This is a genomic window from Spirosoma sp. SC4-14 (assembly GCF_037201965.1).
Classification (GTDB): domain Bacteria; phylum Bacteroidota; class Bacteroidia; order Cytophagales; family Spirosomataceae; genus Spirosoma.
The window spans coordinates 3,819,537-3,844,086 of record NZ_CP147518.1 but is presented as its reverse complement, the minus strand read 5'-3'; the positions used below and the strand labels follow the sequence as shown (position 1 = coordinate 3,844,086).

Sequence of the window (24,550 nt, the reverse complement as noted above, 5' to 3'; positions counted from 1 at the left end):
GACACACACTATGGCTTCCGTCAATGACTATCTCAAAAAGTTGCTGTATCAGTACGACTGTGTAGTTGTACCAGAACTGGGTGCTTTCCTCACCCATTACCAGCCAGCATCCTTTACGGAAACCAGTGGGTTATACCTTCCTCCCCGCAAACGGGTAGCTTTCAACGAAGCGCTTCGTCTCGACGATGGTATACTGTCGAATTATATTATGCTTCATGAGCCCGTTACCCGTGAGGGTGCTCAGCGGCATATTAGCCAGTTTGTCGGTGAGCTCCGGCAGCAGGTCGACTATACCGGTCGTTTTGAACTGGATGGTATTGGTACCTTTACCCGGAATGAAGAAGGTCGCCTTCAGTTTGACCCGAGCCTGCGGCATAATTTTTTTGGGGAGGCTTATGGCATGAGTGCTATTTCGGCCCAATTGGTCGACAGACTGGCCAAACCAGAACCCGCCATCGAAGCCGTACCCATTACGGCTGTTGGCCCCGTTCTGGTTCGCGAAGAAGATACCGTTATTGAGCCCCTCCGCCCCTCCCGTTCTTACTGGCGTGTTGCGGCAACAATGCTGTTGATTGGTTCGTTAGGCCTGTTTAGCTATTCATCCGTTGTGCAGCCGGGGCAATCCTTACAAAGCAGTCTCGATCCGTCTAACCTGTTTCGGATTCCAGCGTCTTTTTTTGAAGGAATGGCTCAGGTATTTGAAGCCGACAAACCCGCCCCTTCGCCTGCTGCAACACCCGTTCGGGTAATCCCCGCTTCAGAGAAGCCAGCCCCTCAACCCATTCAGCCAGCGGTTGTTGCCAGCCCGGAGCCTATCGTTGAGAAAGCGCCTGAAACGGTTCCCGTTGCGAAACCCCAGGTGGTAGCGCCGGTTGCCGAAGCGAAACCAGCTCGACTTACGCCTTACTATACAGTTATAGCTGGTAGTTTTTCCAGTAAACAAAATGCCCTCCGATTCAGACGTCAACTCAAAAAAGCGGGCTATACTGATGCTTACGTAATTATCCCCAGCCAATCCGGGCAATTGTATAAAGTAGCGGCTGCCGGATCAGCCATTCGCGAGGAAGCCGTTGCCCGGATGACTGCCGTTGGTGCGGTAGCGGGTACCGAGCCCTGGATTTATAAGCATTAAGCCAACGGATACTGTCAACTAAAAAAGCTACCGCTGAGCGGTAGCTTTTTTAGTTGGATAAAACGTACTACTTCGTAGCCAGCGACTGACCAAGTCCGTTGTTATGGGAAATAATTGCCCCTGGAGCCTGCAACGATTTTTTCAGCACATATTGAGCCAGTACCGGAAAATGATCAGAAAAGGAGATTCCGGATAAGGTCTGGCAGGTTTTTATATACCAGTCAGCGCTAACAAACTGCTGATCGATACGAACACAATATGGATGACGATTCAGGGTAAAACCCAACCCCTGCCCGGCTTCCTCAAACGCATTTCTAAAATTCCGGCTAAGCTTACCGTAGGAATACCCAATGGGCGTTTCGTTAAAATCGCCACAAATAATGACAGGATAGCGGCTGCCAACGACGTAAGTTTCTACCTCCCGAAACTGTTCGTTTCGATGCTCGAACCCTTCTTTCAGCCGTCCGAAAGTGTCCATCACTTCATACGCAAACCGGCGCAGTTGACCTGCCTTCAGCGCGGCAATTGCCTGGTTAGTCCGTACACCCATCGACCACAAATGGACATTTACGACCCGAATCGTATCGGTTCCATAAGCAATATCGGCGCACAGAAACCCATTAATATCGGGGCCCTTCACCCGATTCCAGATGTGCCCGTACTGGTTTATGATTGGGTATTTTGAAAATAACGCCAGCCCAATCTCCCGATCTTCATCGAAACACGTTAGTTTTTCGACTTTATCCGCATACTGGCTTTCAATCTGACTATTCGGTGAATACTCCTGAAAGCAGGCAATATCGGCTTTGAGAGCCGATGCATCGAATTGCTTACTGGCCTCTTTCGGAAACGTCTCACTATTAAAACTCAGTACATTGAGCGTCTGTTCCTGACTGATTTCCACATCCCCAGCCCGCATACCCACCAGCCGTTTTACGACCAGAAAGGAAAACAACACCCAGATCAGGCCAGCCGTTGCTACCATATTCTGGCGTTTATAAAACAGATATCCACTGGCCCACAATCCGCAGGGAATTGCCAGTGGCAGGCTCATCATAACGAATCCGGTTAACCAGTGGCCAACAACCGGATAGTAGCAGAAAGCGATGGTAAAGTAAAGATAGCTGAGTGCCGTATAGGCAATTGGAAACTGCCGGTATTTGCCATACACCAGCCGGGCCCTATTCCCTGCTGTTTTCCAGAACAAGTGCAGAATCGGCGTAATACGTTCTATAAGTTTATGAAAGCTTACCATAGGCTGACCGTTGAGTGAATAGATATGATTCCTAACTACGATGCGTTTATTTTACGTCAAAACGCCCGTCGCCAATCTGAAAACCTTCGGCATATAACTCCACCGTATACGCACCGGGCTTGTAAGCCGCATCGCGCCGAAAATAGATATCGACCTGCTGATCGTTATTCTCAAAAAGCACAGCCTGGTGCGTACTGTATCCAAGTTCGCGCCCTTCATACCAAAGTACGCCACCAATACCGCTCTCGCTGACAACGGCCCCGTTGGCATCCAGAATCCGAACGTAGATATCTTTATAGTTTTTGGCGGCAACCGGATTGGCAGGCAGTATAAATGAAATTTTCAGCCGATCAATACGCGATGCTTTGAAGGCACTTCCCCGGCGTTCTTTTCCGTTGGCGGCCAGTGCGGTTAGCTGTACGTTTACCGCTTTCAGGGCCGAAGCCAGGGTTACTTTATTTTTTAGGTCAGCATTCTGAATCGAATAGTCCACTACCGTTTGAGCCAGCGCTTCTTTCTCATGTTTCAGCCCCTCATTCTCGCTCAGAATCGTTTCTTTTTCTTCTTCAAGAGCCCGCGCCCGGCTACGTAGCGTACCATTTTCGTCGCGAAGCCGACGAATATCGGCTTCGTTCTGCGCCAGAAACCGTTTATAATCCTGAATCTTTAAATTGTATTGCTGGATGGAAAAACTCAGATCGTATTTAAGTTTTTTCTTATCGTTGTTAAGCTGGCGTTTGATCCGTTCCAGTTCAGCAATATTTCCTCCGAGCTGACGAACTTCAATAATTTTTTCGTCCAGTACGTTCGCTATGGAATCGAGCTTACTTTGGGTTGCAGCAAATTGCTCAACTTTGGATGTCAGAAGTTTCTGAACCTCAAGGGTTTCGTTTCGGGAGCCAATAAACAAATAGGCCAGTAGCGCCAGAATACCCAGCAATGCCCCAATGGTCATATTGACAGCTCCCTGGCGGTTGGTTGTTACTTCGGCTTCCATAGTCCTGCGTTATCGTTCGTCTGCAAAAGAACAACAGCAAACTTAAGGACGACTTAAGCTGACTTTAAATTTACCTTAAAATGCGGCTGCACTGGTCAGCGACAGCAAAAAAGTAGTGCCTTCGGGCGTTGAGCGAACCGAAATAGTCCCCTGATGAATCTGAACGATCTGCGCAACAACGGCCAGGCCCACGCCATGCCCCTTGCTGGACAGGGCCGTGGCATAACTCCGAAAAAAGGGCTGAAAAATATAAGGCAAATCAAGGGCTGGAATCGCCGGTCCTTCATTGAAAACAGCAATCGTAAGTTTGCCCGCCCGGGATCGAAAATCGACTTTCGCTGTTTGGGTCGGCGAAAATTTACAGGCATTATCGATCAGGTTTGTCAACAACACCCTGAGCGCAGCCCGATTCCCCTCTACAATCAGATCGTCCTCATTGTCAGAAAACTCGGGAAAGCTGAGTTGTACCTGATAATCTGCGTGCCACTCCAGGACCTGTATTTTTGTTTCCCAGAGCAGTTCATCCATCCGAACAGGTTCAAATTTCAGGTTTTTAGCCTGCACCGATGTGTTTGCCAGTTCCAGCAGGGTATTCGTTAGCTGAGTAAGCGTTCGCATATCCTCCTGCAAAGACTGTAGCGTTCGTTGATAAGCCTCTGGGTTCCGCTTCTGAATCAGGGCTACGTCGATCTGCGAGTTAATTTTTGTAAGAGGGTTTTTCAGTTCATGCGACACATTGGCGATAAACATTTTCTGGGCATGCATGGCCTGCTCGATACGGTCGAGGAGTTGATTGAAGGTGGCTACCAGCAAGCCAATTTCGTCTGTGCGGTTCGGGTGCTCGACGCGCCTTCCGACATTGGCCGGAAATATGGCATTTACCTGCTGGATAATTCCCGACATTGGGGCCAGCGCCCGGTCGGCAAAAAACCATCCCGACACACTCAGCAACAACACAGCAGCCAGAATCATAATGATCAGGATTTTCCTCAGGTCGTCAAGCGCATCCAGCCCGCTTTGATCGATGCCACTCACAATCACCCAGTTACTATCGTTACCCCGCGCCAAATGAATGGCCACAATCTGATAGTCATTCTGGTGCAGGTAAAGTGTCTGCGCTGTTGAATCGAGCAGTGGAATAAACTGAGCGTGAAATTGAGTATTGGCCGGATTTGTAGAAAACAGCACTTCTCTGTTCCGCTGATTGTAAATCGAAATATTTTCGTTGAGCAGTGGTTCCTTATCGCCCGCATCAATCAGCCGCAACACCGTACTGTCGGTTTGCTGCAAATCGAACAGCAACGTAGTAGTCGTAATAGCCCGGTCCTGAAGCCGCTTGAAAAAGCGTTTTTCCAGGTATAGCTTACTGAAAAAATAAACCCCCAGTGAAAAAACAAGCAGAATAAGCGTTACCAGTACGACAAACTGGTAAGTGAGCCGGGTACGGATATTGACCATCACGACACTAACTTAACGACATACCCCATACCAATTTGTGTATGGAGCAATTTAGGCTCAAAGTCTCTGTCTATTTTTTTGCGTAGAAAATTGATATATACCTCAATGATGTTGGTTCCCGTATCAAACGTCAGATCCCAGAGTTTCTCCGCCAGTTCAACTTTTGAGATTACCCGGCCCTGATGGCGCAAAAAATATTCCAGCAATTGAAACTCCTTGGCCGTCAGGGAAATTTCTTTGCCCGCCCGCATGACCTGCTTCGTATCTGGGTTAAGTTCCAGGTCGGCAATCTTCAATAAATTAAATGGCGTTGCAGGAGCCAGGGTATTTGTTCGACGGGTCAGCGCTCTGACCCGAGCCATTAACTCCCTGAATTCGAATGGCTTAACCAGGTAATCGTCGGCACCGGCATCCAGACCAATAATTTTATCGTCGGTTGTTCCCAGGGCCGTTAGCATCAGAATTGGTGTAGTCACCTGAGCTTCCCGCAGTTTCCGGCACAGCTCCAGACCATTCATGCCGGGCAGGATTATATCAGAAATGATCAGTACATAAGGCGAGCGGCTGGCAAGCTGGAACCCCATCATACCGTCGTAGGCAACATCGACCTCCCACTGATGTTCCTCCAGCCCCTGCTTTATACTCTGAACGGTTTTAACCTCATCTTCTATAATCAGTATTTTCATCTTGCATCGGGTTAACCCTTCGAATTTATAGAAATAATACAGTATGTAGATTTTTTCTTAGCCAGGAACGGGCTATCGTAACAACCTATCATCCTTTGTTCTAAAATAAATTCGAAAAGGTCAAAAACAACAAAGGCCCCCACTTGCGCAGGAGCCCGTGTCACACATACAAACAGGATCATTAACCAAGATACGTTTTCAGCGCTTTCGACCGGGAGGTGTGGCGCAGACGACGGATGGCTTTTTCTTTTATCTGTCGGACCCGTTCGCGGGTCAGGTTGAATTTTTCCCCAATTTCTTCGAGCGTCATGGCATGTTCGCCATTCAGACCAAAGTAAAGCGTAATAACATCGGCTTCACGCTGGGTTAGTGTCGAGAGTGCCCGCTGCACTTCTTTACGCAACGAGTCGTTGATCAGGCCTGAGTCGGGTTTGTCTTCACCATCGTTTTCGAGTACGTCGAGCAGGCTATTTTCTTCTCCCTGAACAAACGGAGCGTCCATCGACACATGGCGGCCCGAAATTTTCAGGGTATCGACTACTTCAGCCGCCGAGATTTCGAGCACAGCCGCCAGCTCTTCGGGCGAAGGCTCGCGCTCAAACTTTTGTTCAAGGTCCGAAAACGTTTTCGAAATCTTATTCAGCGATCCGACCCGGTTCAGTGGCAAACGAACAATCCGCGACTGTTCGGCCAATGCCTGCAGAATCGACTGGCGAATCCACCAAACGGCGTACGAAATAAATTTAAATCCACGCGTTTCATCAAACCGTTGAGCGGCTTTGATGAGACCCAGGTTGCCTTCATTGATCAGGTCGCCCAGCGAAAGGCCCTGATTCTGATATTGTTTAGCGACCGACACGACGAAGCGTAAGTTAGCCTTCGTTAACCGTTCCAGCGACAGTTGATCACCTTCGCGAATTTTCTGGGCCAGCGTTACTTCCTCATCAGGCGTAAGCAGGTCTACTTTACCAATTTCCTGCAAGTACTTGTCTAACGACTGGCTCTCGCGGTTGGTAATCTGTTTTGAAATTTTTAGCTGTCTCATGATACGTTGCCCCGATTTGGGTGGCTATATAACGCTAACTTTTGACGTTGCATTACACAAAAAAGTAACAATCACTTAAGCATTTTTGTTCTCCGGTTTTGGAAGAAGAACTTTACGTGATAAACGGTACTTTCCAGTCTTTTTATCAATGTCAATCAACTTTACCGTTACCTCTTCCCCTACCTGCAGGACGCCGTCCATCGATTCTAGGCGCTCCCACTTAATCTCGGAAATGTGCAAAAGTCCGTCTTTGCCAGGCATAAATTCAACAAAGGCGCCAAAGGGCTGTATGGTCTTCACCTTACCCACATATACTTCACCAACTTCAGGTACAGCCACAATGCCTTTCACGCGGGAAACGGCTTTGTTCATACTCTCTTTGTTATTGGCAAAAATGCTTACCCAACCCGCATTGTCGTGTTCGTCGATGTTCACAACGGCACCCGACTCTTTCTGAATATCCTGAACCACTTTACCACCCGGTCCGATAACGGCACCGATCTGGTTGGTTTCGATCTTGATAACGATAGCACGGGGGGCATGTGCTTTCAGGTCCGGACGAACTTCGGCGATACCTTTGGCCATTTCGCCCAGAATATGCAAACGTCCCTGACGGGCCTGCTCCAGTGCCTGAGCCAGCACTTCATACGACAGACCGTCAACTTTCAGGTCCATCTGGCAGGCTACAATGCCTTTTTCGGTACCGGTTACTTTAAAGTCCATATCGCCCAGGTGATCTTCATCGCCCAGAATGTCGGACAGTACAGCATACTTTTCGCCGTCCGAAATCAGCCCCATCGCAATACCGGCCACGGGTGCCTTAATTTTTATACCGGCATCCATCAGTGCCATCGTTCCGGCGCAAACGGTTGCCATCGACGACGACCCGTTCGACTCCAGTATATCCGAAACGATCCGTATCGTATATGGATTTTCGGCTTCTGGTGGCAGCACTTTCTTCAACGACCGATGCGCCAGATTTCCGTGCCCAATTTCCCGGCGGCCAGCGCCCCGGTTTGGTTTCACCTCGCCCGTTGAAAAGCCAGGAAAGTTATAATGAAGCAGGAATTTGCTGTAGCCCTGGAACATGGCCTGATCGACAATCTGCTCATCGATTTTCGTACCCAGCGTTACAGTCGTCAGCGACTGGGTTTCGCCCCGTGTGAAAAGAGCGGATCCGTGTGGGCCTGGCAGATACCCGGCTTCGGCCGAAATAAGACGAATCTGATCGAGTTTCCGTCCGTCGAGCCGTACCCGTTCATCGAGTACCAGCCGCCGGGAGGCTTCCCAAACCAGGTCGTGGAAATAGGTTTTCACCAGCGCCACATTTACGTCCGACCCTTCGGGGAAAGTTGCCAGGTAATCGTCCTGAATCGCCTTAAATCCTTCCGAACGAGCTTTTTTACTCGGATTCTGCTGACGGGCTACGGCATAAATTTTATCGTAGCAATAGGCCCGAACAGCCGCACGCAGTTCTTCGTCGTGTGTTTCGTGATTGTATTCCCGTTTTGCGGTCTTGCCAACCTTGGCTTCCAGTTCTTTCTGGGCCTGACACTGTACTTTAATGGCTTCGTGGGCGGCTTTTAGGGCTTCGACCACTTCGGCTTCTGAGCATTCGCTCATTTCGCCTTCCACCATGCAAATATCTTTTTCGGTAGCGGCAACGATCAAATCGAGGGTAGCCCGTTCAATATCAGCCGTTTTTGGATTAATAAGATATTGTCCGTCGATTTTTGCCACCCGGACTTCCGAGATAGGTCCGTTGAAAGGAATGTCGGATACGGCTAGTGCCGATGAAGCGGCCAGTGCCGCCAGTGCGTCGGGCTGCACTTCCGGATCGGCCGAAATCAGGGTTATAATAACCTGTGTATCAGCGTGGTAATTATCGGGAAAAATGGGGCGCAATGCCCGGTCAACTAATCGGCTAATCAGGATTTCGTAATCGCTCAGGCGTCCTTCGCGCCGTTGGAAACTGCCTGGAATTCGGCCGGCCGATGCAAATTTTTCCTGATAATCGACCGACAAGGGCAGGAAGTCTACACCTTCTTTAGCATCTTTACTCGAAACGACAGTCGCTAACAGCATTGTGTCGCCTAGTCGTACTACCACCGCTCCGTCGGCCTGGCGGGCCAGTTTACCCGTTTCGATGGTTATTTCCCGCCCATCGGGCAGCGCAACTGATTGCGTTGTGATTTGAAACATACAACAAATTTTGAATACGCCCTCTACAGCTTTACCGCTATGGCAGACCAGGATGTTCCTGGTCTGTACTTAAAACCTCATGACTTAACTCGTCCAGAAACCGCTTTTACTACCGCAATCACCGACTTCATGAATAACAATGAAATCACAAAAATGAGGGAATCTACTGTTTAGCAGATTCCCTTTTTCTTGCATGGTCTGGTTTATTTTCTCAGACCCAGCGCAGCCAGAATGGCCCGGTATCGTGTGATGTCTTTTTTCATCAGGTAATTCAGCAGACGCCGACGCTTACCTACTAATTTTAAAAGACCCAGTTGGGTGCCGTAATCGTGCTTGTGAACTTTCAGGTGGTCGGTCAAATGGTTGATCCGGTACGTGAACAGCGCGATCTGGGATTCGGCCGACCCGGTGTCCGTAGCACTTTTGGCCTGACCCGAGGTGGAGAAAATCTCCTGTTTCTTTTCGGTCGTTAAATACATCTTCAGACAGCTAACAATAAAACAAAAAAATAAATTCGGGTGCAAAGATAGTAAAAATAGTGATTAGCCGGTACCGAATACGCTATAGTTTTTTATTAAACCGCCAACAAACCTGCATCAGGATAGTGCAGAGGGTGTCTTCTGACGAAATTCAGCCCATTTTCGTTTCAATCGATCCCAGGCAATCACGTAAACATCCTTATCAAACAGCCGCGAATCGTGTCGGGCCCGCTGCATCAGAAACAGCCCCACCGGAAATAAAACCAGATTGGCCAGCCAGGCACCCAGTGGTACGGCGATCAGGCCATCCTTGGCGTATTTATCGCCCTGCAGGGTTAATACATACAGGAATATAAAGAAAACAATGGATACCAGTACCGGCAATCCAAAGCCTCCTTTTTTTATAATCGCACCCATCGATGCCCCAATCAGAAACAGGACAAAAACCGAAACGGCCTGCGTAAATTTATGATGGCTTTCTAACTGATATTTCCAGATATTTTTTTCTTTTTCGGCCAAAAAGTTCACATTCGAGGTGGCGTAGGAGAGCATATTCTGCGCCTGACTTAGCGCACTTTGTGCGAAATCGATCGGAGTAAGTTTCTGCTTTCGAATCAGCGAATCGACCCACTTGCCATCTTTTACGACCTGGGGCTGGGCAGCCACTACGTTCGGCTTAAACTGGTAATTAAAATACTGCCGTGAGGTATTGGCAACACTGAGCCGGGTGGTTTTGTAGTCCCGGCGCAACGAGTCGGTCAGGGTCGAGAGTTGCTTCAGATCTTTCATGTACTCGTGGTATTCGAACTGGTTCTCATCGGTTCGCTTAATTCCGAACGATTCCAGACTGATCACGAGCCGATAGTTTTTAAATCCATTCCGAACAAATTCGGCTCCACGGCTTGCGCCCGAACTGGCATAGCTTACGGTACTATTGCCCGAATACTCCTGATAGTCGTTCCCATTGAAGAGTTCGAAAACCAGATAGGTCCGATCCTTATCGGTGTACATCCGCCCCGAATCGGCCAGAATAATCTCCCGGTTTCCGGTTTCAATACCACTGATTGGGTGTTTATAGATGACGAGTCCTTTCAGCAGATCGCCCGTCGTACTTTCTTTACCGGCCTTAATTTTCTGATCGACCTTGATGCTATAGCCGGGCAGGTCATTGTAGAAAATTCCTTCCTTAAGGCTTAGCGTTGCCTTGGCCGTTTTAATATCATAGAGCAGGCTATAGCCTTTCAGATTAGCCCAGGGCGATACCGTATTGTTGAACCAGAACGAAAACGCACTGATTCCGATGGCTACCAGTAACAAGGGGCGCATGGCCCGGGTAAGTGAAATGCCGGCACTTTTCATGGCGGTCAGTTCAAAAAACTCACCAAGGTTCCCAAATGTCATCAGCGATGACAGCAAGATGGCCAGCGGAAGGGCCGTTGGAATGGTTAGCAGCGCAAAATAGAACAGGAGACGGCCAAAGGTGGCTAAATCGAGGTCTTTAGAAACAAAATCATCAATATAAAACATCAGCAGCCGCATCAGAAAGATAAAGATGACGACGCCAAGCGTAAGGAAAAAAGGGCCCCAGAATGATCCGAGAATTAACTTATCAATTTTTTTCATTATCACCAATAATGAACAAGTGCTAATGTGCGCAGACTAGTTGTATAACGTTAACCTCATTATACATTGTTCATTATACACGGTTTGGTATTGGTTTCAGGTCGCTGATTAACAAAATTTAACTACCGACAATTTCACGCAGTTTATCCATCAATCCATCCCAGAGGTCCCGCAGTTCTTCTTCGTCGGTCGTTGATGAATAGTCGGTAACCCGCAGAAACGTTGACTGGGTCAATTCCGACTGGTCGACCCGAAAGTCGATATAGTTATTATCTGAACCATTTTCGGCAGTGTCAAGAAATTCGAAGCGAACGCCTTTGTTCTGGCGCATGGACACCTGCCGCGCGATGTGGCTCTCATTATCCCACTGAAAGTCGAACCGCTGCTCGGGCATGGTATTGACCTTATTGGCAAACCACTGCGAGAGGCCGGACGCCGTACTGATATAGGGGAATAGCATTTTGGGGGATGCCCGGAGCTCATATTCGGCAACAAATTTCAATTTCTCCATGTCTTCTAATTTAGAAAAGGCACTAGGGCTAGACACCGGAACGTCAGCCCATTATCCATGCACTAACAAACAAAGTCAAACCGGTCTGAGCAAAGGTAAACGATTTTTTTTGCGAAAGTCAACGTACTTTTTTGCTTCAGGCTAATTTTTGCTTACTTTTGTGGCATCAAACAAGGCGGGGTAGCTCAGCTGGTTAGAGCGTAGGATTCATAACCCTAAGGTCGGCAGTTCGATCCTGCTCCCCGCTACATAGATAATGAGGCCGTTACAGATTGTGACGGCTTTTTTTATGCATTCAGATGGTATGACCGCTACGGTGACTCCGATACAGACAAAACGTGTCTCCAAACTCCCCGGCGACGTTTTGCCATCGAGTTATGAGAGACACGTTCGATTGACTGGACTGCCCAATTACTGAATCACAACCGGGAAACTGGTGTCTAAATCCGATGATCCGGGATTCGGTGTACCATCTTTCACATTCGGCTGGTGTCGTAAAACCACGTTCAGCGTACCCGTACCGGCCGCGCCCGTCTGCATGTCGGTTGACAATCCAACGGGATAAGGCCCTGGTGCCGGATTGGTGTCTTTATCGGTTATGGTTACGATCAACGCATTTTGGCTGCCCGATGTGGCCGAATACGTGTAGACGAATAAATGCTCATTCACCTTTTCTCTGATTTCTTCCGTAGCATCGACAACGGGTGTTTTTGTTTTATCCAGTAAACCAATCGTGCCCGTATAGGTCGTATTGGCCTTCAGATTCAGCGTCGCTTTACTAAAGTCGGCCGTCGTATTCAGGTTTTCGATAGTCGCCCGCACCGTATCGGTCGGAACCGCTTTGTTGACCAGGGTCAGGGTGGCGGTTGTAATGGCTTCATTATCATCCGTTGGAGCCACATTCTGCTCATCTTTGTTACAGCCACCAACCAGCAGGGCAACCATACTCATCCAGGCAACCGGCATTTTCCAGGCATTCATAGCGTTTTGTAAGTAAGTAGTAAAACAAAAAACAGGGTGTAAAAGCAATCAGGGTCGTTTGGGAAACGATAGAGGCAATTTGAGTTTCAACATAATACTACGTCCCGGCTCATCGGCGAAGTAGCGAAAGCGGTTCAGGTAATCGCGGTAAGTAACATTAGCCAGATTGGTCCCGCTCAGGATCACACTCATCGACTGTTTACCCAACGGGGTGGTAAAACCAACTTCCGCTCCCAGAAGCCAGTAGGCCGGTGGTGGTGGGGCAAAATCGCCGGTAAAGATGATCTGCCCGTTTTCTTCCTGTTGCGTTACAGCCGGAGCGCGGTTCTGCCGGGCCACATACAATCCATTCAGGGCGATGTAGGCATTGGTTAGTTTGCCCCAGCGCTCCCAGTCATACTGCAGCCTATTATCGGAGCGATTGGGGGGAATAAACACCAGATAAGCACGGTCGGTCTGATTATAGGCCCAAAGCAGTGAGTTTTTGCTGGTCAGCGCGAGCTGATCCGTAAACTTATAGGTCAGCGTCGCATCCAGTCCCCGAAAGGTTGCGCGGACCTGTGTATACGTATAGGCCGGGAAAGCCCCCCGCTGACGCACCAGCGGTACCGAATCGGGCTTCAGATAAATGTAGTTGTCAATCAGATTGTTATATAGGCCGATTTCACCACTGAACCGATGGCCAGCATACGCCAGCACCAGGTTGCTATTGTAGGCCTGTTCGGGTTGCAGATTCGGATTCCCCCGCTCGTAGGCTACGGCACTTTGGTGAAGGCCGTTTGAGTATAAATCGGCCACGTTAGGGGCCCGCCACGCGGTGCTGACATTGGCCGTTAGCGTCAGATCGGGACGTAGCTGATAGGCCGCGCCGAGAGAGCCATTGATATTCTGCCAGTTGTGGGTTGTGTAGTAGACCTGTTTCGTAACGTCATTCAGGAAGTAGGCTCGCAGCCAGCGATAATCATAACGCAAGCCGCCTTCCAGTGTCCAGCGATTGGTGGCATAGCGTTCGATAGCAAACAAGCCCGCTCCGTAGTTTCGGAAGTTGGGAATCAGGAACAGATACTGCCGCACATTCCCCTGCGTGATTCCATTGAAGCCCGCACTGCCCGACCACTGACCACCGTTGGCGGTTTTCGTGGGCCGACGTTCCCAGACCAGATCCAACGTGTGCGTGACAAGTTTGAGATACAACTCGGGCGTAAGAATGCCACTGAACGACACATAATCGTATTCGCGACGCGTGTTTTGCTGCCGGGCAAACGTGGCCGTGAAGGTTCCGGCCCGGCCAGCCCGGAGATAGGCTCGTGCTTTAAACAGCTCATGCTCTACGGCCTGGTATGGCCGCCCGAGGTTGTACGAAAAGCCCGGCTTTACGAGCGGCTCCGACCGACCGATAGCCGCATATAAATCGGCCAGACTACCGACCTGAGCGCCCGTAAAAAGGCCAATTTTTGTATCGAATCGGCTATAGAATACTTCGGCTCCCCAGTTGTGATGATCGTAATGTATATCGCCGGAGAAATTTTTCTCCCGATAGCTTGTGTTTTCGAGGTAATAGTGTGGTGTTTTTACGTAGCCCGACTCTTTAAGCGTGCCCTGAAGGCGCCAGCTTAACCCAGTCAGTTTTTTACCAAATGCACCTTCCAGCATACCCGACGCCACTCCCAGCCGACCATTGGTAGCGCCCACCAGATTCAGTTCGCCCCCCACACCCGGTTGAGTGGGCATGGCTTTGGGTTCAACCAGAATAACCCCACCAATGGCATCGGAACCATAGCGAATGCTGGCCGCTCCTTTGATCACCGTCAGTCGGGACGCTAAAAACTGATCGACCTGGGGTGCATGTTCGGTGCCCCACTGCTGGTCTTCCTGCCGAATGCCGTTGTTCAGGATAATGATCCGGTTACTGTATAAACCGTGAATAACGGGCTTGGAAATGCTAGGCCCTGTCTGAATGGAATATAACCCCGTTATGGCTTTCAGGCTCTCCCCCAGCGATTGGCCACGTGTCTGGTCGAGCGCATTTCCTGATATACTGCTCTGAACCTGTAGCAGTTGCTGCGCTTCCGACCGGTGTTCGGTTACAACAACTTCCTGTAACGTCTGATTATCGGGTACTAACGACACGGCTCCAACGGTAGCGGAGCCACTGGCTCCAACCGACACCGAAGTGGTCAGCGTTTTATAACCAACGAACTGATAAACAAGTGTATACTTACCAGAACAGAGATTCGACAGCCGAAAATTTCCGCTTGAATCTGTAACGGTACCGGTTGACAGTTCCCGTACGTACAACGTTGCCCCTACGAGTGGGGCACCGGTATCCTGCCCAACAATTCGACCAGTCAGGACTTCGTTACAAACGCCCGACTGACTCCACGCTGGCGACACCGAATAACCGATCAGCCCTACTACCCACCAAATTTGTACGAGCTTTCGCATCAACTCTTTTATTCTGCACCTGCTAGTGCTTTTATTTATGCAACAATGTTGCAATAATAAAAAAAAGAATTGACAGCTACTAAAAACGAGCCGTTTTTATCGGAAAATCGGCCATTATCATGAATAAGTTAAAGTTAGTAGCGATTCCATTCAATCTCATTTATTCCAATGCTCAAAGCCGCTGTGGGCTCACAACGGCTTTGAGCATTGGCAACCATTTGCCAAAAAACGATAGGGATTAGTGTAACACCTCAAACACTAGTTCACGCAGGATATCGCCTTCATTCATGGTTGGTGTATCGATGCCCTTACTACGGGCATCGGCCCGACGGATGGCATGAAGAATATCGGCAACCTTGGGCAAGGGAAAAGTTCGAGCGGCTGACAGGTAGTCTTTGACGAAAAAAGGATTGACCCCTAACAAGGGAGCCAGCCCTTTATCGGTCTGGTCTTTCGATGCCTGCACCAGCAATACTTTACTGAAATAACTAAAGAGCTGGGCCAGAATGACAACCAGTGGATTGTCTTTCGGATTATGGCCGAAATACGCAACAATCTGGTTAGCCTTTACAATATCGCGCTGAGCCAGCGCCTTTTGCAGTTCAAATACATTATATTCCTTACTGATACCCACCAGCCGTTCGACGGTTGTTGCCGAAATTTCTTCGCCAACGTGTAGGTTAATCAGAATTTTATCGATTTCACCCGCCAACCGTTTCAGATCGTTTCCGATATGGTCGGCCAGCAGTTGACAGGCTTTCGGACTCACCTTTGCGCCTTGCTCCCGGCAGTACATCCCAACCCAATCGGGAATTTTATCGTCATACAGTTTTTTGATACCCAGCAGTTTCCCTTTGGCACCGAAGGCTTTTACCCACGATTTCCGTTCGTCGAGGGCTGGCTTACCCTCTTCCCGCGTATAACAGATCATCAGAATCGTACTATCGAGCGGATTCAGAGCGTAGTCTTCGAGCAGTGTTAAGGCCGATTTATCGGTAATACCGCCCATTTGCTGGGCTTCTTTCACGATAACCAATTGTCGTTCGGCCATAAACGGATACCGCCGGGCGTAATTCAGCACAGCCCCCACATCGGTATCTTTCCCGAATAGTATAAACTGGTTAAATCCACGCTCGGCAACCGGAATAGCAATTTTTTCGAGTTCTTCAGCTATACGGTCCAGATAAAATGGTTCATCGCCATGAATCAGATAAACAGGAGCAATCCGCTTGTTACGGATGTCTTTCAGCAGCGCATCAACGGCAGGAATCAAAGTGGTATTCGGTTTATGGTATTCGGTTTACGGTGTGACGGAGGTTCATTCCAGCAGGGTTGACTCGTCATTTCTTACCGTAAATCGGCCACAAAAATAAGCATTCTGCCGTAGAAACAGCTTAGCTAGCCATTACCGCCGAATTAGCACACCCGGCCGCGCTCCCGTAACCTTCCGGTCTTTATAAACCAGTTGGCCAGCGACCCAAACTGCTTCGATGCCTGTAGACAAGGCTTTATTGTCGCCAATCCGGGCGTTGTCCTGAACGGTGTCGGGATTAAACAGAACCAGATCAGCAAAATAGCCCGGCGCAATAATACCCCGGTTTTTCAGGCCAAGGTGTTCGGCAGAAAGGCTCGTCATTTTCTGGATGGCCGTTTCGAGTGGCATTAGTTTTTGATCTCGCACATACCGGCCCAATACCCGTGTAAAAGCGCCGTAACCGCGCGGATGCCCATCATTAGCCCCATCCGAACAGATATTGGTATGGGGCCAGGCCAGGAAATTTTTCACATCGGGCTCATCCATCGATTTCCCCATAATACCTTCAATACCACCGGCCTCAGGATTTTTTTCGGAGAAAGCGGCCGCTTCCGCAACCAGCCCCATCAACGTTTGAGCAGGCGTTTGCTGACGAAGCTGAGCTATGCCACCGACCGTTTTTCCGGCATAGGTCGGGTTGGCCGCAAACCGAACCAATACCGACTGAGAGGGGTCAAATAGCTGCTTCACGGCAAAATCAGCACTGGCCAGATTGGTGTAGTCGCGTTTGGGGAATAAGACCCGCAGGGTCGACATCCAGTAATCATACGGATAGCAGTCGGCAGTGATGGTTACACCTTCTGCCCGTGCCTGTTCCAGTTTGGCCAGTACACTGGCCGATTGTCCCCACTTGTCGCGCAGGGCTATTTTAAGGTGCGAGATCTGAACCGGCATTCGGGTAATACGCCCAATCTGGATAATTTCATCCAGTGCCTCATCGAACGTAATGTCTTCGCTACGGATGTGGCTGATATAGCGCCCACCCGAATCAGCAACGGTTTGCGCCAGTTGAATTACTTCATCGCGGTTGGAGAAAAAAGCGGATTCATATTCCAGCCCGGTCGATAAGCCCAGCGACCCTTTCTGCATTTCCCCGCGCAGAAGTTCGTTCATCTTTTTCAGTTCATCGGGTTTGGCCGTTCGGTATAATCCGTTGACACCCATAGCGCGCTGGCGAAGCAGGGCATGGCCCGTATAACTGGCTACATTGACGGCCGACGGTTGTCGTTGCTGACGGGCAAGCAAACTATCGAACGGCATACCGCCCCCATCCTGCCCTATTACAATCGTTGTAACACCCTGATTTAAAACCGGTAATGCATCTGGCCGTGCACTCAGGTCATGATGACTATGGCTATCGATAAAGCCGGGCGATAGTACATACCCACGTCCGTCGGTTACAGATTCACCAGGAAATGGAGTCAGTTCCCCAACCTCCCATATCCGATCATTTCGCAGGCGAACAGCAGCCTTTCGGGCCGCCGTTCCGGTACCATCAATCAGGCGAATATTCGTGATTAGTTGCGTTGCAGGAAGTTGGGTTTGTTTGCCCTCCAGAATTTCCCACGAAATCCGGCCAGCCGCATTAGCGCCGTTTGTCAGCACAATCAGGGTCTGTTTTTTATCTGTATAACGAACAATCAACGTTCGGAAACCAACCCAGCTACCGGTGTGCATCAACACCTTTCCATTGTTCTCAATCATCCAGCCGAAGCCGTACGGATACGTTGATCCGTCGTTCAGTTTGGTGGGTGTAAAGGCATCCCGCAGGGTAGTGGCTTTTACTAATTTTTCGGTATACAAGGCCTGGTCCCAGGCCAGCAAATCCTCGGCCGACGCATACACATTTCCATCGCCAACAACACCGTCCAGTCGAATCAGATCGTCGGGCCAGTTTTTACCATTCTCCCGTTTAAATCCAAACACCCGATTTCGGGGTGTAGTATGGCTGTTATGGTAGTATACATAGGTATGTTTGAGTTTCAGGGGTCGCGCAATCTGCTGATCGAAAAAATTCTCGACGGACATCCCGCTAACGCTGGCTATGAGTGAACCCAGCACTACATAGCCCGTATTGCAATATTCCCAGCGATCACCGGGCTGGAAAACGAGCGGTGGCTTGTACTGATGCAGTAACTGCAGCATACCATCGTTCGTCAATGTATCGAGTGGCCCCAGATACCGCTGCGCCAGATCGAAGTATTCGGGCAAACCGGACGTGTGATTCAGCAAATCCCGAACCGAAATCGTTTCATAGGGGAATTTGGGTAAATAGGTCTGAACGGGCTTATCGTAGCTCAGTTTTCCACGCTCCTGCAACTGCATGATCATCATGGCAATAAACTGTTTTGAGACCGACGCCAGATTGAAGGCAGAAGCTGTTGTTAAGGGCTCATGAGTAGCCACATTGGCGGTACCGAGAGCTTTTGCATATCGAATTTTGCCGTTTTCAGCCACTAGAACGACTCCGTTGAACATGGCCTGCTGGTGTAGAACGGTCAATACCGAGTCGAGCGTTTTCAGCCGGTCCGATACTCGCTGGGCACGCATTAGTTTAGGGCAGACCAATAACAAGAGGACGACTCCGATACGAATCAGATGGTATTGAACTTTTGGCATAGTACAGAAGAAAGTTAGGCCAATATACGGCATATGGCGTGGTTTATTTCGCCAAATTTGCCATCTTAGCCCAAAAAGTCGTTTACCTTACACGTTATGCTGAACAATCGGGCCCTTCTGCTTACCGATGGCCTATTATCGACCACCGATGCTAAAACTGCCCACGGCCTGATTCGGGGTACCGAACGCTATACAATTGTTGGGGTCGTTGATGCACCAACCGCCGGACAGGATGCGGGAATGGTACTGGATGGCAAGCACCGAAATATTCCCATTTTCGCATCCGTTGCCGATGCTCTGGCCCACCTGGAGTCGGTGTCGTTTGCCCTTGTCGCCGTCGCTACCAGTGGTGGCGTTTTACCCCCAACCATGCTGACGGCAATCAGGCATGGTTTGCAGAATGGACTATCTATTGTTAATGGTCTACACGAATTTCTGAACGAGAAACCAGATCTGGTCGAACTGGCCCGGCAACATGGCGCAAAGCTCATTGATGTGCGCCAGCCGAAACCTCGTCATGAGCTTCACTTCTGGACCGGCGAAATCCATTCGATCACCGCGCCAATTATTGCCGTTCTGGGAACAGACTGTGCATTGGGCAAACGAACCACAACCCGACTTATTCGCGAAGCCTGCAAACGCAATGGTATCAATGCACAAATGATTTATACGGGACAAACGGGCTGGCTTCAGGGCGGGAAATATGGGTTTATTTTCGACTCAACACTTAACGATTTTGTTTCGGGCGAACTTGAACATGCGCTGGTATCCTGCTGGCGCGAGACTGGTGCCGATGTGCTCCTGATTGAAGGACAGGCTTCGTTACGAAACCCCAGCGGCCCTTGTGGTTCGGAGTTTCTGGTATCGGGCAATGCCCGCCATGTGGTGCTCGTTCATGCGCCCAAACGCACCTACTATGACCACATTCCGGCCTGGGGCGAAATTCCTTCCGTTGAATCGGAAATTGCCCTGATAAAAGCCTACGGATCGACTGTTATTGCACTGGCGATTAACACCGAAGATTGTAGCCACGACGAAGCCCTTGCTTTCCAGCAGGCCTATGCCGAGCGCCTTGGCATTCCGGTACTCTTACCACTGACAGAAGGGGTAGCCCCTATTTTACCCATTCTGCAAACGCTAACTGTCAGCTCCCATGCGCATTAAAGCCATTCGAAGCTACCGCCAGAATCTGGCGCTGACGAAACCCTATACCATAGCCTACCAGACCATTTCATCCGTGGAAAATGTCATTCTGGAAATTGAACTGGACAATGGAATGGTCGGATTGGGAGCCGCCAATCCTGACCCGGATGTGGTGGGCGAATCGCCGGAACAAACGTTGCAAAACCTGCAAAGCGAATGGGTAAATAGCCTGACGAACTCCGACATCAGAGCCTTTTATGGGCTACTTAACGGTGTTAACCAGCAATTTTCAGCCGCTCCGGGTACCCTGGCGGCTGTCGATATTGCCCTACACGATGCCTTCTGTCAGTATCTGGGTATACCCGTACTGGCCTTTTATGGGCAAAAAATCCAGTCGTTGCCTACCTCCGTCACCATTGGCATCATGAATGTAGACGACACGCTTAGTGAAGCAGAGGGTTATTTTCGTCAGGGGTTTCGGGTGCTTAAAGTCAAAACCGGGTTGAACGTTGCTGAAGACATTGAGCGAACGCTAAAACTTCGGGAGCGATATGGCAACATGGTCACAATTCGCGTTGATGCCAACCAGGGATACACCCTGACGGATCTGACCCAGTTCGTAAATGCTACACAATGTGCCAATGTTGAATTGATTGAACAACCCCTACCTGTTGGTTTGGAACAGGATCTGTTGTGTTTGCCAACCGAAATCCGGCAGCGGCTGGCAGCTGATGAGTCGTTAAAAGGTCCGGCAGCGGCTATAACACTGGCTCATCGACCCCACCCATTTGGCATCTACAACATTAAGCTAATGAAGTGTGGCGGAATTCGGGCCGCGCTCGACATCGCAACAATTGCCCGTTCGGCAGGCATCTCGCTTTTCTGGGGTTGCAACGACGAAAGCCGGATCAGCATTACGGCTGCCCTGCACGCTGCTTTTAGTTGTGCCAATACCCGGTATATTGACCTCGATGGCAGCTTCGACCTGGCCGAAGACATCGTATCGGGTGGATTTACGCTTAAAGATGGGCATCTTCTGCCTTCTGGCGGCAGCGGACTGGGGCTTAGTAACTATCGGTAAACTGTATACCATTATCTTCATGTTGCCTTATTTCCCTTTCGGCCAGCGGTTTAATGATAAAATGGGCACAATATCGATGACCGATGCCGATCGGCTCATTGAAGTAGATGCTGATTACCAATCGGACGTTGCTCGCAAGCGTGCGCTTTTGGATGAGTACCCGAGGTACTATTTTCAGGCCCTTCCTCATTCAGAAACGGCCCAATGGGATGCTGTTACGCTGATTCTGAACAAGTTAATCCGAAGCTATCCCGAGTGGTTTTCACTGAAGCAGACCGGTACCAACTGGCTCTGGCAAAACAGACTATTGAATGAAGAGACCTCGTTCAGGCCTGGGATTATAGATTCGCTGCCTCTGGCTCCCCTCGACTGGGTTGGTCGGCAGGTTCAGGAAGATTTGGTAGTACTATCGGGCAACGACATAACCCTGATAGCAGGTCAGCTATGCTTTGGCAACGGCTGGTGCCTCGATGAAAAAATAGGACTTCCCTTCTGGCAAATTCATGCGCCCATTGTTCCAATTGTAGAACCAATGATGGTGGCCTCTCAAAAACTCATGCAACGGCTACCCGCCGAACGTCCGGTCTGGCGATTAAACTGGAGCATCAAACATACCGATCAACTCGACATGACTTGTCGGCATACTGAATCCCTTAACCAGCTTTTGGCCGACCAACTACCCACGATGACAGTTGAGACGATCAGCAAACAGCTTTACCTGCGCATTGAACGGCAAACATTAACCCGGCTACCAAATTCGGGGGCAATTTTATTTGGTATCCATACTTACCAGAACCGGCTTGATCGTGAGCTGGCCGAACGACCCGAAGCAGCCCGGCAACTTCTAAACGTACTCCGCACGACTCCACCTGCAATGATTGCCTACAAAGGTATTGCCCACTACCTGCCAGTATTAATCAATTACTTGAATTCAACAACGATATAATAGTATAACACAGTCATTTACACTAACAACAGCAAGAACAAAATTTTCTTAACCATATGATAAAACTTGCTCGTAGCATTGCGCTTCGTCCAGCCATTTTACTGGTTGTTAGTGGCATAGTTGGCTCAGGCGTGTTTAAAAAAGTAGCCCCGATGGCTGCTGAATTAGGTTCGCCGATGCTAGTGCTTGGCTGCTGGGTTGCTGCGGGCATCGTTAGCCTGGCTGGCGCATTGACGTATGCCGAGATGGCCGGTATGTTTCCGCAATCGGGTGGCGAGTATGTCTATTTCAAACAGGTTTACGGCCGCTTATTTGCATTTCTGTACGGTTGGGGTGCTTTCACTGTGATGCGAACGGCAACCATAGCTGCGCTGGCGCATATTTTTGGGCAATCGTTGTTATCGCTGACTGGCTGGCCCGACGATTCGGCAGATGTTGCCGTAAAAGGAGTAGCAACGCTGCTGATTGCCCTGCTAAGTCTGCTCAACTACCGGGGCATACGATTTGCTGAAGGCTTGAGCAGAGCCCTGATTTACCTGACATTTCTGGCTGTCGGCATCATTGCCTTTCTGGGATTTACGGCCGAATCGGGAAGTCTTTCTCACCTTACCCGATCAGTAGCCACTCAACACAGCGCCACGCATGGCAGTTTGCTGGGCTCGCTCGTTGTGGCCTCGCTTGGCGCTTTCTGGGGTTATGAAGGCTGGAATCAGATTGGCTATATTGGCGAAGAGATCAAGCATCCTCAGCGAAATTTACCTATAGCGCTTACTGTTGGAACCAGTATCGTGATTGCCCTGTATGTGCTGCTGAATGCCGTTTATGTCTATGTGTTACCCATTGATTCGCTGGCGCAGTTGGCCGCCACACCCGGCAAAATTGCCGCCGTTGAAGTTGTTCGACAGGCCGCTGGATGGGCCGGAGCCACTTTTATTTCGATACTGATTCTGGTAACAACCTCCAACTCGACGAATGCATCGATTCTGATGCCTGCCCGTGTTTTCTTTGCAATGGCCCGCGATGGACTGTTTTTTAGAGCCGCTGTCCGCATTCATCCCCGTTACCAGACGCCTTCGGTTGCTATTTTGTTTCAGGCGGGCTGGTCAATCATTCTGGTTTGGTCGGGCAGTTTCGATCAGTTGACAGACATGCTGGTTTTTGCTTCCTTTATTTTCTACGGTGCTACTGCGCTGGGGGTAATCCTTCTCCGACAACGCCAACCTGACCGGGAGCGCCCCTATCGGGTTATCGGCTACCCACTGGTTCCATTGTTCTTTTGCGGCTGCTGCACCTTACTGGTCATCATGACCCTCGTCAACCAGCCTCGCGAAGCCCTGATTGGCCTGGGACTGATTGCTACAGGGCTACCTTTTTACGGATTCTGGCGAAAACGAATCCTCTTTCCAGAACTAACCGAATAACAGAGCTTTCCGTACCTGGCTGGCGTGCTCGACCAGCTCCGGCCAAAACTGCAAGAACTGGCTGTTAATTTGTCCGTAATAGCGCTCTAAATCAATAATAGCCGTATCCAGGCCCGACGGAAACGCCGTGCGTCGGGCAATGCCGTTCAGGGAACGATCAATGCCGTCGAATGTCTGATAATTGCTGATCCAGTCATAGCGAATCATACCGTCGAGCATTCGAACGGCCGATGCTGGAAAACGCAATGACAGTTGGCGTAAGGCAGCATAAAAAAATGCCGTAAAATCATCCAGGGTTTCGCCGGTTAGCGGCTCAAACTGGCGCGCCAGGAAATGATCGAAAAAGACATCCACAGCCACCCCGGCGTACTTATGACAACGCGGATGCAGCAATTCCCGAACGGCAGCAACAGCAGGATGAGCATCGGTAAATGAGTCGATCGCCCGGTGCAGTCTGACCCCCGCAACCTCCTCCGTCCGAAGTTTATGCCGGGGGCTGGCAGGGTCTCCTTTAATAAAATCGCCAATAAAGTTACCGGTCAGAAAGCCATCGTTTCGGTCCGACAAATACCCATGTGCCAGAATATTCATTTCCCTGGCATGTCATCGTTTGTTATGCTGGTCCTTTGAGCGACAGGTGTAGCAGCAACTGGTGGTGTAGCCCGAAAAGAAATGTCTGGCTCTGCTGCATAGCGCTCGACGGTTACACCAAACCGGCGCAGAAAATCCACGCCTTCGTCGGACGGTATGCCTTTATATTCGGCATACGAGTGCAAATAGACGACTCTGGCAATTTTCATGCTGTAAATAATCCGGGCACAGGCAATACAGGGCGACAGTGTGACATAAATCGTTGCCCCTTCTATTTCGGCTCCATTTTTGGCTGCATACAAAATGGCATTTTGTTCGGCATGAAGTGCCAGCGAACACGATCCTTTCGAATCGCGCGGGCAACCTACTCCCGGAAACTCTTCGTCGCAGTTATGCGTACCGGCTGGTGGCCCATTATAGCCAATTGAAATAATTCGGGTATCACGTGCGAGTACAGCACCCACCTGGGCCTTTATACAATGCGACCGTTTGGCCAGATTGACGGCCAGCTCCATAAAAATATCGTCGAAGCGCGGGCGGGTAACTACAACCGGCTGATCAATCAGCTCTTTACTATCCATGCCACAAAATACGTAAAATTCGGGGTTCGGCGCTATGAG

The 24,550-nt window shown here is 49.8% G+C and carries 20 protein-coding genes and 1 tRNA gene; 6 read left to right on the top strand and 15 right to left on the bottom strand.

All coding sequences use genetic code 11. The features are described from left to right. Positions 1-10: 10 nt before the first annotated feature. Positions 11-1,132: an SPOR domain-containing protein gene (locus WBJ53_RS15730; RefSeq protein ID WP_338877102.1), complete on the top strand. Its 1,122-nt coding sequence runs from the start codon at positions 11-13 to the stop codon at positions 1,130-1,132. Between the two features lie 67 nt (positions 1,133-1,199). Here WBJ53_RS15730 and WBJ53_RS15725 read toward each other — a convergent pair whose 3' ends face one another. The 9 genes from WBJ53_RS15725 to WBJ53_RS15685 all read right to left on the bottom strand — a co-directional run bounded on the left by WBJ53_RS15725 (position 1,200) and on the right by WBJ53_RS15685 (position 11,388). Beyond that, the gene (locus WBJ53_RS15725; protein WP_338877101.1) at positions 1,200-2,387 is read right to left on the bottom strand and encodes an endonuclease/exonuclease/phosphatase family protein; all 1,188 of its coding nucleotides are present in this window, start codon (positions 2,385-2,387) and stop codon (positions 1,200-1,202) included. Between the two features lie 46 nt (positions 2,388-2,433). Then, positions 2,434-3,384: a hypothetical protein gene (locus WBJ53_RS15720; protein WP_338877100.1), complete on the bottom strand. Its 951-nt coding sequence runs from the start codon at positions 3,382-3,384 to the stop codon at positions 2,434-2,436. Positions 3,385-3,459: 75 nt separating this feature from the next. Further along, positions 3,460-4,842, bottom strand: coding sequence for a HAMP domain-containing sensor histidine kinase (locus tag WBJ53_RS15715; RefSeq protein WP_338877099.1), 1,383 nt, complete (start codon positions 4,840-4,842; stop codon positions 3,460-3,462). After that, the gene (locus WBJ53_RS15710; RefSeq protein WP_338877098.1) at positions 4,842-5,528 is read right to left on the bottom strand and encodes a response regulator transcription factor; all 687 of its coding nucleotides are present in this window, start codon (positions 5,526-5,528) and stop codon (positions 4,842-4,844) included. Before WBJ53_RS15710 ends, WBJ53_RS15715 begins: the two co-directional genes overlap by 1 nt. Before the next feature lie 181 nt (positions 5,529-5,709). Further along, a complete protein-coding gene (locus WBJ53_RS15705; protein ID WP_009282104.1) occupies positions 5,710-6,573 on the bottom strand; it encodes a sigma-70 family RNA polymerase sigma factor in 864 nt (287 codons plus the stop codon). A gap of 75 nt (positions 6,574-6,648) precedes the next feature. Further along, a complete protein-coding gene (pnp, locus tag WBJ53_RS15700) occupies positions 6,649-8,775 on the bottom strand; it encodes a polyribonucleotide nucleotidyltransferase (RefSeq protein WP_338877097.1) in 2,127 nt (708 codons plus the stop codon). A gap of 203 nt (positions 8,776-8,978) precedes the next feature. Further along, positions 8,979-9,254: a 30S ribosomal protein S15 gene (gene rpsO / locus WBJ53_RS15695; protein ID WP_338877096.1), complete on the bottom strand. Its 276-nt coding sequence runs from the start codon at positions 9,252-9,254 to the stop codon at positions 8,979-8,981. A 117-nt stretch (positions 9,255-9,371) separates the two neighbouring features. Next, positions 9,372-10,877 carry an LptF/LptG family permease gene (locus WBJ53_RS15690; RefSeq protein WP_338877095.1) on the bottom strand — a complete coding sequence of 502 codons (1,506 nt, stop codon included), beginning with the start codon at positions 10,875-10,877 and terminating at the stop codon, positions 9,372-9,374. A 118-nt stretch (positions 10,878-10,995) separates the two neighbouring features. Continuing rightward, positions 10,996-11,388, bottom strand: a complete 393-nt coding sequence (locus WBJ53_RS15685) for an START-like domain-containing protein (RefSeq protein ID WP_338877094.1) — start codon at positions 11,386-11,388, stop codon at positions 10,996-10,998. Positions 11,389-11,562: 174 nt separating this feature from the next. Between WBJ53_RS15685 and WBJ53_RS15680 the strand changes: the two genes are divergently transcribed. Continuing rightward, positions 11,563-11,636 (top strand) — tRNA-Met (locus tag WBJ53_RS15680). Between the two features lie 163 nt (positions 11,637-11,799). Here WBJ53_RS15680 and WBJ53_RS15675 read toward each other — a convergent pair. The 4 genes from WBJ53_RS15675 to WBJ53_RS15660 all read right to left on the bottom strand — a co-directional run bounded on the left by WBJ53_RS15675 (position 11,800) and on the right by WBJ53_RS15660 (position 18,748). After that, positions 11,800-12,369 carry a hypothetical protein gene (locus WBJ53_RS15675; protein WP_338877093.1) on the bottom strand — a complete coding sequence of 190 codons (570 nt, stop codon included), beginning with the start codon at positions 12,367-12,369 and terminating at the stop codon, positions 11,800-11,802. A gap of 48 nt (positions 12,370-12,417) precedes the next feature. After that, complete coding sequence (locus WBJ53_RS15670) at positions 12,418-14,814, bottom strand: TonB-dependent receptor (RefSeq protein WP_338877092.1); 2,397 nt, start codon at positions 14,812-14,814, stop codon at positions 12,418-12,420. A 238-nt stretch (positions 14,815-15,052) separates the two neighbouring features. Then, positions 15,053-16,087 (bottom strand): DNA polymerase III subunit delta, encoded by a 1,035-nt coding sequence (holA, locus tag WBJ53_RS15665; RefSeq protein WP_338877091.1) that lies wholly within the window; start codon positions 16,085-16,087, stop codon positions 15,053-15,055. Between the two features lie 132 nt (positions 16,088-16,219). Then, a complete protein-coding gene (locus WBJ53_RS15660) occupies positions 16,220-18,748 on the bottom strand; it encodes a serine hydrolase (RefSeq protein ID WP_338877090.1) in 2,529 nt (842 codons plus the stop codon). Between the two features lie 96 nt (positions 18,749-18,844). On the opposite strand from WBJ53_RS15660, the gene WBJ53_RS15655 reads away from it, so the two are divergent. Genes WBJ53_RS15655 through WBJ53_RS15640 form a run of 4 tightly spaced genes read left to right on the top strand, consistent with a single transcriptional unit; the run spans position 18,845 to position 23,339 of the window. Next, complete coding sequence (locus tag WBJ53_RS15655; RefSeq protein ID WP_338877089.1) at positions 18,845-19,912, top strand: DUF1611 domain-containing protein; 1,068 nt, start codon at positions 18,845-18,847, stop codon at positions 19,910-19,912. Continuing rightward, the gene (locus tag WBJ53_RS15650; protein ID WP_338877088.1) at positions 19,902-20,972 is read left to right on the top strand and encodes a dipeptide epimerase; all 1,071 of its coding nucleotides are present in this window, start codon (positions 19,902-19,904) and stop codon (positions 20,970-20,972) included. The genes WBJ53_RS15655 and WBJ53_RS15650 overlap by 11 nt, the downstream gene beginning before the upstream one ends. Before the next feature lie 19 nt (positions 20,973-20,991). Then, on the top strand, positions 20,992-21,918 hold the full coding sequence (locus tag WBJ53_RS15645) for a DUF3445 domain-containing protein (RefSeq protein WP_338877087.1): 927 nt from the start codon (positions 20,992-20,994) through the stop codon (positions 21,916-21,918). Between the two features lie 56 nt (positions 21,919-21,974). After that, a complete protein-coding gene (locus WBJ53_RS15640) occupies positions 21,975-23,339 on the top strand; it encodes an amino acid permease (RefSeq protein ID WP_338877086.1) in 1,365 nt (454 codons plus the stop codon). On the opposite strand, the gene WBJ53_RS15635 is transcribed toward WBJ53_RS15640, so the two are convergent. Beyond that, positions 23,328-23,930 (bottom strand): ACP phosphodiesterase, encoded by a 603-nt coding sequence (locus WBJ53_RS15635; RefSeq protein WP_338877085.1) that lies wholly within the window; start codon positions 23,928-23,930, stop codon positions 23,328-23,330. The genes WBJ53_RS15640 and WBJ53_RS15635 overlap by 12 nt on opposite strands. Then, positions 23,927-24,511: a dCMP deaminase family protein gene (locus WBJ53_RS15630; RefSeq protein ID WP_338877084.1), complete on the bottom strand. Its 585-nt coding sequence runs from the start codon at positions 24,509-24,511 to the stop codon at positions 23,927-23,929. Before WBJ53_RS15630 ends, WBJ53_RS15635 begins: the two co-directional genes overlap by 4 nt. Positions 24,512-24,550 lie beyond the last annotated feature (39 nt).